At 28.8% G+C, this 13,130-nt stretch carries 11 protein-coding genes; all 11 read left to right on the forward strand.

The annotated features are described in order from the left end of the window. Nucleotides 1–6: 6 nt before the first annotated feature. The 11 genes from E1I18_RS00565 to E1I18_RS00615 all read left to right on the forward strand — a co-directional run bounded on the left by E1I18_RS00565 (nucleotide 7) and on the right by E1I18_RS00615 (nucleotide 13,121). Nucleotides 7–513, forward strand: a complete 507-nt coding sequence (locus E1I18_RS00565) for a large conductance mechanosensitive channel protein MscL (RefSeq protein WP_141483665.1) — start codon at nucleotides 7–9, stop codon at nucleotides 511–513. Between the two features lie 153 nt (nucleotides 514–666). Further along, nucleotides 667–930: a hypothetical protein gene (locus tag E1I18_RS00570; RefSeq protein ID WP_141483666.1), complete on the forward strand. Its 264-nt coding sequence runs from the start codon at nucleotides 667–669 to the stop codon at nucleotides 928–930. Between the two features lie 123 nt (nucleotides 931–1,053). Further along, complete coding sequence (locus tag E1I18_RS00575) at nucleotides 1,054–2,319, forward strand: IS30 family transposase (protein WP_141483667.1); 1,266 nt, start codon at nucleotides 1,054–1,056, stop codon at nucleotides 2,317–2,319. A gap of 363 nt (nucleotides 2,320–2,682) precedes the next feature. Then, the gene (gene rplU / locus E1I18_RS00580) at nucleotides 2,683–2,982 is read left to right on the forward strand and encodes a 50S ribosomal protein L21 (protein ID WP_141483668.1); all 300 of its coding nucleotides are present in this window, start codon (nucleotides 2,683–2,685) and stop codon (nucleotides 2,980–2,982) included. Between the two features lie 4 nt (nucleotides 2,983–2,986). Beyond that, the gene (gene rpmA / locus E1I18_RS00585) at nucleotides 2,987–3,262 is read left to right on the forward strand and encodes a 50S ribosomal protein L27 (RefSeq protein WP_141483669.1); all 276 of its coding nucleotides are present in this window, start codon (nucleotides 2,987–2,989) and stop codon (nucleotides 3,260–3,262) included. Nucleotides 3,263–3,382: 120 nt separating this feature from the next. Then, nucleotides 3,383–4,114, forward strand: coding sequence for a DNA-processing protein DprA (locus E1I18_RS00590; protein WP_141483670.1), 732 nt, complete (start codon nucleotides 3,383–3,385; stop codon nucleotides 4,112–4,114). Then, nucleotides 4,114–4,437: a hypothetical protein gene (locus tag E1I18_RS00595; protein WP_141483671.1), complete on the forward strand. Its 324-nt coding sequence runs from the start codon at nucleotides 4,114–4,116 to the stop codon at nucleotides 4,435–4,437. Before E1I18_RS00590 ends, E1I18_RS00595 begins: the two co-directional genes overlap by 1 nt. After that, nucleotides 4,437–4,775 (forward strand): Mbov_0395 family pilin-like conjugal transfer protein, encoded by a 339-nt coding sequence (locus E1I18_RS00600; protein ID WP_141483672.1) that lies wholly within the window; start codon nucleotides 4,437–4,439, stop codon nucleotides 4,773–4,775. The genes E1I18_RS00595 and E1I18_RS00600 overlap by 1 nt, the downstream gene beginning before the upstream one ends. Before the next feature lie 2 nt (nucleotides 4,776–4,777). After that, nucleotides 4,778–5,854: an Mbov_0396 family ICE element transmembrane protein gene (locus tag E1I18_RS00605; RefSeq protein WP_141483673.1), complete on the forward strand. Its 1,077-nt coding sequence runs from the start codon at nucleotides 4,778–4,780 to the stop codon at nucleotides 5,852–5,854. Between the two features lie 41 nt (nucleotides 5,855–5,895). Beyond that, nucleotides 5,896–8,628: an Mbov_0397 family ICE element conjugal transfer ATPase gene (locus tag E1I18_RS00610; protein ID WP_141483674.1), complete on the forward strand. Its 2,733-nt coding sequence runs from the start codon at nucleotides 5,896–5,898 to the stop codon at nucleotides 8,626–8,628. A gap of 110 nt (nucleotides 8,629–8,738) precedes the next feature. Beyond that, nucleotides 8,739–13,121, forward strand: a complete 4,383-nt coding sequence (locus tag E1I18_RS00615) for an Mbov_0399 family ICE element protein (protein ID WP_141483675.1) — start codon at nucleotides 8,739–8,741, stop codon at nucleotides 13,119–13,121. Nucleotides 13,122–13,130 lie beyond the last annotated feature (9 nt).

Below are 13,130 nucleotides of genomic sequence, written 5' to 3' on the forward strand. Positions count from 1 at the left end.
AAAAATATGTTTAAAAAAGCAAGTAAAGAAGCATGATCTGTTGTTAAAAAGAGCAATATGTTTATGCTAGCAATTGGACTTTTGATTGGAGCTTCGTTTAATTCAGTTGTTAAGTCATTAGCATATGATATTATTTTGCCACCTATAGCTAAATTAACTGGAGCAGAATCTCTTGAAAAATGAGCTTGAGGACCTGTTTTGATTGGTAAATTTCTTGCAGCATTGCTATCATTTATATTAGTGTCTGCTGTAATTTATGTAATTTTGATGATAGTATTTTTAATAAGAACAAAGATCGATTTTCGAAAAATTTTAAAACTCAAACAAGAAACACCAAAAGAACCTGAACCTACAACTGAACAACTCATTTTAATCGAATTACGCAAATTAAATGAAAAATTTGAAAAAGTTGATGAGAGCAAAGATACTGAATGTGTTGAACATTTACAAGAACAAGAAGCAAATCAAAATGATGATTTAGCTAAATCTGATAATAAAAAAAATATTAATTAATATACCTTTATTAGGTATATTTTTTTATGTAAACTACTCATAAATGTGTGTATAGGTAAATTTAATTACTTGTTTTTTAGCGCTAAAAATGATAATTTTTTCCTTTTTAAATAAAAAAAATTCAAAATGCACAAAATCTAAGCAGGAGGTATTATGAAGTATAATTTTCAACCCGTTCCTCGTGAGGAACAATGTAAGATTTATGGTGGTACGTTTTTAACGATAGCTGCAAAATTTGTGCCTTTTGTATTCCAAGGTATACAAGTAATTGCTAACGTTATTAAAATGTTCACTGCTAAATCAGGTGAAGCAAAAGTTGGAACAACTGGAGTGAAATGAAAAGATGAAGGTGAAAAACCTAAAACATCCGAGCCATCATCTGAAAGCAAGAAAACTATTATTTACTATAGCTATTAATCATATGTAACAATATTTTGCATGAAAAATGGAAAAGTCGAACGTAAAAAAACGCTCGACTTTTAGTTTGTCTCCAATAAAATATAATAAATAAAACAAAAAAAAGGGAGACTAATACATTATATGCTATCTAATACATTAATTACCGAAAAACCAAAAAAAGGACAAGTTTTTTGCTTAAGTTTTCATATGAGTTATTCTAAAAAAATAGTCCATGAACACTACTTTGTAAGTAAAAGATTTGCCGATGACACTAATGAGTTGCTTCATGAGATTTACGCGAGTAGAAAATCATTTAAAAACCATGCATTACAACCTTCTGAAGCAGTTAGTTTTTTAGAAAATCTTAAAAATTTTAAAACTTTTGAACATATTGCTCGAGAGTACAAAATGGAGGTTAAAACTCTTAAAGAAATACTTAAACTGTGTTGAATTGAGACTGCAGCTTTTGATAAAAAACACACATTTAAGTGTCAAGTTTGTGGTAAAAATGTTGTCCGATATAAAGCATTATCGCCAAATCGTTACTTAGAAAATATCAATAATTATGGACGACCACGACAATATAAACACAGTGCTAAAATTCAAAAAAAATGACAACCATTTCTTCATTTTATAACTCAAGAAACAAAACAATACAACAAGTATAAAAACGCAAAAAATCTTAGTCTAAGAGTTCCTAAAAAATCTGCACAGCAACTAATTGATGAATTTAAGAGAATATCTAACGAAGATGTTTTTATTCCAACACCTTCTACACTATACAAATTTATGAAAAGAAATGAGTTTATTATCCCTTATGATATTTTTACTTATAAGTCTATAGGAAAGTCGCTTAGGTCAAAATCTAAGCGTCATAAACCTAAGAAAAAAACTGTTGGAAAAACAATACATGAACGACCTAAAGAAATCAATGATAGATTAACATTGAATGACTATGAAATGGATACAGTACACGGAAATATAAAATCGAAAAAAGTCATACTAACTCTGATAAATCGTTTAACAAGAAAATCGTATGCAATCATCTCAAGCCTCAATGCTAGAGCAATAAAAAGAGCTCTTGAAAAATTGATTGCTAGATTTAACCTTAAGATTGACACACTAACAATAGATAATGGCTCCGAAAACTATATGTTAGACAAGATAAAATGTATAAAGCAAATTTTTCACACTGATGCATTTGCATCGTCTCAAAAAGGTTCGATTGAGAATATGCATAAACTGATTCGGGAGTATGTTCCAAAAGGAAAATCATTTGACTGTTATAGCGATGATGAAATCTGATCTATGATGGACAAAATTAATAACATAGTTCGACATAATATTAACCAATTTCCATTCCCTATGTCAGCTAATGCAGCTCAAAATTTCTTTCAAAATAATTAAAAGTTTAATGAACAAAACGTAAGAAAGATTAGTTGTTTATATAGACAAAAAGCAATAGATACAGATACCGCTCCAAACCATTAGACATTAAAAATCAATGCAAATTGATTATTTTGTTATTGGTTTTTATTAAAAATTCACATTTTTTAGGAATGCTTTTGCATTTTTTTACTTAAAATTATTCAAATTAAATTTACTGGAGATGCACTTTTCCATTTTATAAACAATATTTTGCAAAATATTATTGTATTTATTGTTTTGATTTATAATTAGTTCGTTACTTTTTGTAACCATTCTGAACAGGCAACTAAGAGCAAAATGCCGCCTTAAAGATGAGCCACAAAATACAGGAGATTAATAGACATGTTCGCTATTATTGAAACTGGAGGCAAACAAATTTTAGTCAAAGAAGGCCAAACAATCTTCATTGAAAAAATTGAAGGTGAAGAAGGTTCAAAGGTTAAATTTGACAAAGTTTTACTAGTTGGAGAAAAAATTGGTAAACCATATCTAGAAAAAGCTTATGTTGAAGGTTTAATCCAAAAACAAGGCAAAAGCAAAAAAATTATTGTATACCGTCACAATGCTAAATCAACTCACAAAAGAAAACTTGGACACCGTCAACCTTATACACGTGTTGAAGTCCAAAAAATAGTAGGTTAATAGAATGGCACACACGAAAGCCGGTGGATCTACCAGAAACGGTCGTGATAGTCGCGGCCAAAGACTTGGCATTAAATTAGGTGATGGACAATTCTGTACAGCAGGTTCAATTATCTTCCGTCAAAGAGGAACAAAAATTTTTCCTGGCACAAATGTTGGAATTGGTAAAGACGATACATTGTATGCTTTAATTAATGGATATGTAAAATTTGAAAAACGAAGAAATCGTACATATGCCTCAGTATATGAACAAAGAATTGTTGTTTCAAAAAACAACTAGCTAATAAACAAAAGTCAGCGTTGCTGGCTTTTTTTTATTCTTTTTCAATCAAAAATGATAATTTTTTCCTTTTTATAAAACATACAACACAAAAAAATAATATAAAACGGAAGGAGTAAAATGAACGAATTACTATTATATTTTTCATATACAAACAAAGGAAATAGTTATGAGGTTTTTAAAGACTTGGTAAAAAAGAAAAAGGTTGGAGAATCGCATATTAAACAAGTTTTAAGCGTACTTAAAAGTCAAGATGTTAAGTATATAACTGTGTTTGATAAGGAATATCCAAAGTGTCTTAAAGACTTAAAATACGCGCCTTATGTTCTTTATTACAAAGGAAATTTAGATTTATTGAAGTCTAGATCACTTTGTATTACTGCTGATGTAATTACTGAAAATGTATCAGCATACATAGAAAAGTCACTTAATCAATATAGCAATCAATTTTGTCTTGTGACAACTGATTTTAGCGAGGTTGATAGAAAAATAGTTGCTCATTTTCGACAAAAAAATCAGCCTGTTATTCATGTGTTGGCCAATGGTCATGGATATTTAAATAAAGAGAGTATCAATGAAAATGAGTTGTATATTTCTCAATATCCACCTCTTGTAAATCCAAAAATGCAAAGATTCAAAGAAAGAAACACATTGCTAGCAGGAATTGGTCGTTATTTAGTTATATTTGGTTCTAAATCTGGTTCAGGAATCATAAATTTAGCCTCAAATTTTGCAGATATGAATAAAGAAGTCTATTGCTATCCAAGTACTGACTTGAATGATGGAAATAATTTTTTACTTAAACACGGTGCTAATTTAATTACTCACATAACAGATATTGTGATGTATTAATGACTAATAAACAAGCACGGGGTTTATTACCACCATATTTAAAATGAAATAAATTTTTATTTTATTTAGTTCCAATAATTTTGCTTGATTTGTTGATGATGTTCTATGCTTATGGAATATCAATAACTCAAAAATCGCACGAAAACTATTTTTGAGATCAAAATGTGAGCTATATAACTATTCAAGTTTTGTATGCTCTTGTGGTTATTTCTTTTATATATCCAATATTTTGAGCATTCAAGCGAAAAAAAACAATAAAAAAAATTAAATTAGACAATCAAAATGAGACTTATAGGTCGAAAAATAATTTCAAAGGAGAATAATGAAAATAGATGATAAAACTTTTTCGTTTTTAGGAAACTTTAGTGAAACAGTACTGCGAAGCGTGTTTGGTGCTTTAATTGGTGTCGCTATTATTATTTTAATTGTTTGTGCATTGATAGCTAAGGCACAGAATGCGACTGAAGATGATCCTCATAAAAGAAAGTTGAACAATCGCAAACTTTATACAGCAATTATTGTATTAATTGTACTTATTGTACTTTGACCACTAATAGAGTTGATAAAAAGTAATGTTAAGCAGCCGCAAAACATAAGTTCTGCAGTACATTCTATTAAAAATAAGTTTTTTTTCATACCACAATTACAAATTTATAGATAGATATGACAAAATTTTTTCAGGGTTTAGTTAAGCCTTTTGTTGATGGATTACTATCTCCAATTAGGCTAGCAATATGAATGAGTTTTACAAATATTGCTTTAATTTGTCTTGGTTTATTTGCACTGGTGATTGTAATTTTTAAACTATTTGCATTTGATTTATTGAATTTCGCAATTTTTGGGATCAGGCCAACTCAATCTTATGAACAGTTTTCAACACCACAAATATATTGACATTTTTTAATTGTTTCATCAATACTTTGAGTGCTTAATTTCTTTATTTTTATCTATAAATATTCCAAGGAAATGGATGGTGCACGCGCTAGTCAAATATTTAAGAATGCATTTTTAGGAACATTCAAGGGTGTTATGCTGTTGATTATGTTTCACATATTAATTCTATTTTTAAATATTTTATTTAGCGAAATTACGAGTGCTTTATTTGGAGATGACAATGGTTTTGGCAAAGTTGCAGACAATATTGTTAAGAATTTATTTCCAAGAGAATTAAGAAGCAAAGTTCCGTCAATATTTATTGAGCAAAAAAACAAATTCGGATTTAATGCACCTAATTTTGGTTGAAGTTGACAAACATGGACAACTGTATTTCATGGTGGATTTGGAGATAGTTCATCCAAAATATTTAGCACAGCACTTATCCTGCTAGTTGCAAGCATAATCATTGTTTCACCAGCAATCAAAATAATCTACGATGTAGCAAGTAGAGTGTTTATAAATTATATTTTGTTTGTAATTTTTCCGATCATTCCAGCATTTAGCCTCAATGACAACTCACTTTTAAACAAATGAAAGAATCGTTATATTACCAATTTAACTGTAATTTCAGTATTTTATATAGCTTTTTCATTGCTCAATAAATTTATTCACCAAGGTAGCGAACTTATTCAGTCTGTATTTGATGAAATCAGTTTTGTTTTAAATGCATTTGCAGTTGCTTTCTTGGTTGCTGGTTCTATGCTTGCATTTAAGAAATTATCGACTATTGCATCTAGTTTTATTGAACAAAAGGACTATCGAATAATTTTGCCCAATATACACAAATATGAGTATGTTAGGTAAAAAAAATACACTGATAATAGAGCAAAAAAAGAAAGGAAATTATGACTGTACTTCAGCCATCAAGAATTAAAAACAGACAAAGCAAGATAATGCGGTTTTTGAGTGTTAGAGATATGTATGAGTTAGTGATTGTTGTTACTTTAGGATTTCTACTTGCATTTAGCATATCAAAAGCATTGAATGTTTGAAAATATTTATGATTAGTTCTTTGAACATTTTTTTGTGTAGTTGGTCTGCTTTTAATAATACCCTCAAAAACAAATAATTGCAAAATGTATGTACTTTTGTGAAGAATGATGCTTTATTGATGCCTTCCAAAAAAATACGGAAAGAATGCAAAACGTTCATCAAGTGATTTGAACCCTTATAGTTGTTTAATTTCAGAAAGTATAGTTAAAAATAAGTCATCCAGCTCTCATATTTTTGGTAAAAATAACATTAATAATTACTTTAGTGTCTTTAGATTGAATGGTATCAACATTTGACAAGAAGATGCAGACACTCAACAAGCATTTGTGGAGAATTTTGCCAACGCTCTTGCAAGCGTCGAAACAAAAATTAGTTTTGTTAAGCTTGAAGAAAAGATTGATTTTAGCAAGAATTTAAAGTATATAAAACATATTGCAAAGAAAAAAGAAAGTAAGAATGATATATGAGAAAAGTATTATGAAAGCAACATTGAAGACTTTAATAACTTGAAAAACAATGAATTAGTGAATAATTACTACTTGATTGTTAATGCAAACTCATTAGAATCGCTTACCTCGTTTATTGAAACTATTGAACAAAAATTCAGTGAATGCAATATATTAATGCATATTTTGGAGAATAAAACACTGATAAATTTTCTTTCGCAACTAAATTTATTTAATGTTGATGCTCCTAGTATTGAACATTTCATGGAAATTCAAAAATATGGTGAGGAAGGTTCGCTTGATGAGTTATTTGTCTATGACAACATAAGTTTTAAAGGTGACCATTTTGAACTAAATGATAAATTTTATCGAGCTTTATGTATAAATAAATTACCTTTTGAATTGAGCCATAAGTGAATAAAAGTAATTTTTGATGCAAAAGGAACAGTAATATGAAATAACTTTTGCTTACCAGACAGCATTGTTTATAAACATCTTGACCGTTCTATTTTAGCATCTATTGACAACAGTACTGTAAATAGATCTGCAACAAGTAACGTAGCTGGTTCGCTAGATGAAAAAGCTACATTTGACACCATTTATCAAATTCAAAAAGATGGTCAAAGACTATTTAGTTCTAATGTTTTTATACTCTGCGAAGCAGAAAATTTAAGAGAGTTAAACAATGAGAATAGAATAATTAAAAACACAATTTCTAAAGCAAACATTACTATGAATAGACTAAAATACAGACAATTTTTTGGTCTAATGGAATTTTGTCAGTTTCCATTTAGTAAACTAGAAAAAGAAAATTATTGAATAACTTCTTATAATCTTGCGTTAGGTTGGCCGTTTGAAAATGATATTTTGAATGATAGCGCAAACATGTTACTAGGTAAAAGCGAACTCACTCAATCTCCACTGAGTTTTAAACTCTTTAAATTAGGTGATGGAGCAAGAACAAACTTCAATATGTTTATCTTAGGAACAAGTGGAAAAGGAAAAACAACATTTACAAAGAAAATGATTGTGTCTCTTTTGAGTGCAAATAATAAAGTTATTGTAGTCGATCCGCAAGCCGAATATATTGATCTTGCGCAAAAATTAAATGGTCAAGTTATTGATTTAGGTGTCGGTAAGAATACTGTAATCAATCCATTGCAAATTAGATATAGTTTAAAAGATAGCGAAAATGATATTGATAGTGTATTGAATGCTCATTTAAATTGATTAGAAAGTTTTTTTAAATTAGTGATTAACTTTAATGTTGATGATTGAATATTGTTTCAATATGTATTGAAGAATTTTTATAGAGCTCGAGGTGTTTTGAGACTCAAAAACGTCAATGAATGAGACAATCAAAGTTGGCCTTTGATTAGTGATTTGATTGCTTATATGAAAAGTTATGATGTTAGTTCATTAAATGCTCCACGCATAAAATCCATCGCTTTAAAACGTCTTGTTGAACAACTTGAATTTCTCTTTACTGATAATGGTAAATATGAAAAACTTTTTAATGGATATACCAATATAAAACTAAATAATGACTTTGTAGTCTTTAATACATCTAATTTAGACTCAAAATCAAGCACAACAAGTGCTAAAGTCGGAACATTGTGTTTATTAAACTTTATCAATGAAATTGTGTATGCAAATGCACAAAAAAATGAACAAAATAGACTTTCATTTATCAAAAACAATAATAAAGATGTTATTGAAGCCACTAAACTTGAATCAATGGTGAAATATTGTGCGCTAGTTATTGATGAAGCTCACTTATACGTAGATAAGAATAATCCAAGCGTACTTGAAGCAATGCGTGAAAACACTAAAACATTCAGGAAGTTCTATGCCGGAAACATCTTCACAACTCAAAATCCAGGAGATTTTAGTGGTGAAGATGCAATAAAAATTGTTGAAAACTGTCAATATTCAATGTTTTTTGGACTCAAAGATCAAGATATTGAAGCTGCTAAATTACTTTTTAAAAATTCTAATCAATTACTTAAGTCTGAAGTGAGATTTTTAGTTAATGCTAAATATGGAAAATGCTTGTTGAACATAAGTTCTAATCAACGAGTTAGACTAAACCTTTATTACTCAGATATTGAGAAAAAATTATTTTTTAAATATGTCTAAAATAGGTATTTGTCAAAAAAAACAAACATATAAAAATGTGTGTTTTTTACTTGTAAAATTTGTGTTTAAAATTTACCAAAAGTATTGAATTTTGTGTATATAGGAGAAAAATGAGAATCAAAAAAAGATTTATTTTTAGTTCAGTATTATTAGGTGGTGTTAGTTCACTAATTGCTCCACTATTTTTCGTTTCAGCTCAAAAAAATAGAGTTTTTTATGGTGATGCGGATAAAGAAATCGATGATGAAAGACTGAATAATATTTTTAGCAACTTGACTCATGAAAAACATAGATTTTGGAACGAAAAAGCATGGATTTATGACCCAGAAAAGTATGGAAATTTTAGAAACAAGGGATTATTCATTAAACATATTGATGATATATACTTAAAAGAGCAGATAAATAATGCTATGACTTATCAATTTACAAATGATGAGCACGAAGCTTACTATAAACAAATTAATTATTTTGAGAATAATAATATTCCTATTGAATTTAAGCCTGATAAACATTTATTTATTCGAGAATCTGATCCAGAAATATTTGATAGTGTTAATGATTCACCTGGTGAAACGGATTTTGATAACACCAATAAAGATAGGCTGCTAGAATGATACAAAAATGATTCGATATGGTTAGAACCTTATGATGTTGAAACTCGTACAGTTTATGAACCAGATTGAGACCCTTATGACAAACCTGACCATTATGATAATTATTACAACTGAAAAAAAGAATTAGTTATTACACCAAATGAATTTAAATATACACTCGCTTATCCAAAGGTCTATAAAGAATTGCTTGATAAAATGAAGCAAAATGGCTTTGAAATTGAAACAAATTCGTATGAAAGCAAAACTGACATAGATTTTGCCGATGATAATTTTGTTGTTTTCAATAAACCTTCTTGACATGTTAATGGGCATGGTGAATTAATTAAATATAAGTATTTTTGGGGTTGAGAAGACGTAAGTGCACGGGCAAATTTAACAAAAGTTTTTGGACTAAATACTCAAATATTTATTGATTTAGTAAACAATTTACGCACAATTAACAATGATGATCATTTTGTGTGACTTTCACAACAAATAGGTTTAGATACTTCTAAACCTTGAAAAATTGAATCAGACACACTTGGGGGTCTAAATACTGCTTTACCTGAAAATATTAAAAATATAGGCCAAACTAATTTGCAAAAATTAAACGCGTACTTTGGAGATAAGAATTCAGGAGTAAAACAAAGAGAATTTGTTTTCAACAAATTTAAAATAAATGTTTCATATAGACCAAAAGTGGTCAACAATAGTGAGTTTATTTTGCATTGAAATATTGACAAAATTGAGTATGATGGCGTTGATTTTACTCAAAATATAATACAAGGTGTAAGAAAAGAGATTGAAAGCGAGTATCAATTTGTTAACAATTTTGTGCATCAAAATGATCGCAGTGTTGTACGAGCGATCTTAAATGCAATAAATAATTCATTTTTAGGAATTGATACAGTCGACAAACGCAGTGTTTATTTTAAACCAAGCAGTATATTTTTTAATTATGGTGAGAATAACATGCCTTCTAGATTAAACATAGAATTAGGCTATGTTGTTGATGGTAAAACGTTGTTCGATATCAAAAAAGATAGAAATTTCAATGTTTATAGCTTATATCATAAGGATCAAGCGATCCGACTTAGCGATCCGCGCGATAATTCAGGCAATTTTGGTGGTAAATTTTTAGTTAATGCACCTGTGAGAATGAGTTTTAGTGTTGGAAAAGATGAAGATGAAATTGTCTTGGTTAATAAAAAACGCATTGATGTTTATAACCATCTCTTTGAATATGATCTTAGAGATCTAAGATCATCAGCACGCGATGATGAAAGAATACCTTTTGATGAGAAAAACAAAGATAAAAATCAAAAATTAGATGAGGAAAACTCACATTACAAAAACGAGTATGTTATTGAGCTTTTAAAATTTAAAAAAGGGTCAAACAACACTGGTGAACCGATAGGCAGATATAAGGTTGTTTATGTTATTAATACTCAAAGTGTCGTGCAAAATTTTAAGTGATACGCATGAGATCCGCAAAATAATCCAAAACAAAAAGAACTCATAAGCGAGCATTTATTAAATAAAGATGGTGAGCCTATTATTGATAATAAAACAGGTTTGCCTAAATTGAATCCTAAATTTGATAAAGCAATTGATCCAGAAAATGGAATAAAAAAACAAATTATTTGAATACCAAGCACAACTCTCCAAGATAAGGTTATGGAACAACTTAAATTTGTTTATCCAAAAGATACAACTAATTCAAGTGGTCAAGCGCAAGTAAAAATTACTGATTTTGGTTTGTTTGCTGAAGCAAGTGTGCTTGGAAAAGGTGCATTGCGCAATATTTTTAAAGATAAAAACCTTAATGATAGTGATGTTAAGTACTGACGTGTCAATTTGTTTGATGCTAGTCAAAAATGAGTAAGCAATGCAGATATAAAATTACAACCACTCAATCCAAATGATGGTTCGGGCGAAAACTCATACATGTCTGAGCAAGGTTTATGATTAGTTTTTGCTACAACATCTAAAGGAATAACAAACGCAAAGTTGATATTAATAGACAAAGACAACAAGCCAAATAATTACTTTTTTGATGAAATTAAAGATAAAAATGATGAAAATAACGTCTCTTTACAAAAAAGTTTTGTTCTTTTTTGAGAAAGTCAAGTCGGTAAACTACTTAAGGATCAATTAATTTATAATGAAGGACTAAGTAATGAACAAGTTGAGCAGTTGAGTTATGAACAAGTTTGGAATCATTATCAAAACTGACTTTTGAAAACTTGGCAAGACTATGATCCAAAAATTCAACTTAAGGGTATTGAAAAAGACATTTTCAACGACTACATTTGACCAAAAACACTCAATTTGCGTGGTTTAGGTAAAAATCAACGTAAGCAAATTGAAAGTGAAGTCAATGAATGAGTACAAAAAGTTCTTAGTGAAAACAAGCAACTTAAAGGACTAAAATTAGGCATTGATTACATAATAGAAGAATTTAATGATGCAAAGACAAAGGAAAACTGGTTTAATAAACTTGCTAATGTTAGTATTTATGGAACAGAAGAAAATAAAAGATATAAAGGTATTGCATTAAATTTTAAAGGTTTAGTCAGAATTCAAAACGATGGTCAAAAGTTTGATTATTCAAAATCACACAAAACTGTGTATTTTCGTAATGAAGCTTGACACTATTATGAGCCTCCTGTTGATTTAAAGACACTCAATATTAATGATTTGAGTATCAACATAAATAAAAAAGATTTTGAAGCAAGCTATAGAAATGAAAATCAAATAGACTTGCTATATCGCAATGCTATAAAAGCAAAAGTTATAAATTATGTACAAAATTCATTGAAAACCTATAATTATGAGCATGACGGTCAAGAGATTGAGTTAGGCAAAGATGTAAAATTTGAAAATTTAGATGAAGTAGTTTCTGCATTAATGGCTGGAAAAAGAAATGATGGAGAAAGTCTTAAACTAGTTGGAATCAATGCTAATTTATTGAATTTTAAAGAGTTTAATGTAAAAAATACAGGCGAAGGTGGAAAATACAATTTAAACAATCTTACGCATCTATTAATTAAGGATAAAGACGTTGTTGTACAAAAAACAAATTATGAAGACATAAGAGCTGCAGTTGTAGAACTTGTCAAACGAGCTGCGTCAAAAGTAGACTTAAAAGCGGACCAAGATTATCAAATTTATGCATTGAATGTAAAGGCATACTGATTTGAATTAATTATGAAACTTAATGACAAACGAATATTGAATAAGAAAGGTCTGCACAAAATTTTGTTGCGAGAAATCGATTATTTAAATGATTTAAAATATATAGATGTTGAAGGTAAAAAACTTTTAATTCCTAAGAGTGGACCTGAAAATATAGCTACAAAAACATTATTTTTTAATCAACTTGCGCAAATACAAAATAATGTCAAGAGAGAAGAAGCAAATAAAGGTGTAAATTTTGATGTTTTCAGTAAGTTAGTGATAGTAATGCCTACAAAAAATACAATTGGTTTTGGACATGGTTTCATCATTAATAAAGCTAGCAAAAATTATAATTTTAATAACAATGAAAACACAAAAAATAACACAAAAAATACAGATAAATCAATAAAAAACAAAATTGAGGATGACTTTGATGGCTGAGGAATAGATGATGAAGAAGGCATAATTAATGAGAAAAAAATATCTGAATTAATTAAAGAACCACACAGCATTTCTGTCGATACTTCATCTAAAAAGTTTAATAATTTTGTTCACTTAGTTAAGAAAAATTGATGAAAAATATTAATCGTGTTTTGAAGTATTTTTGGTGGTGTGCTAGGATCGGTGTTTCTTATACGTTATCTAGCCAAAAAATATGCTTGAACATATGGCAAAAGAGTTAAAAAACGACAAAAAAACAAGAAAAAAAGCAATAAATAGCAACTTTAA

The organism is Mycoplasmopsis mucosicanis (genome assembly GCF_006546935.1).
Taxonomy (GTDB): Bacteria; Bacillota_I; Bacilli_A; order Mycoplasmatales; family Metamycoplasmataceae; genus Mycoplasmopsis; species Mycoplasmopsis mucosicanis.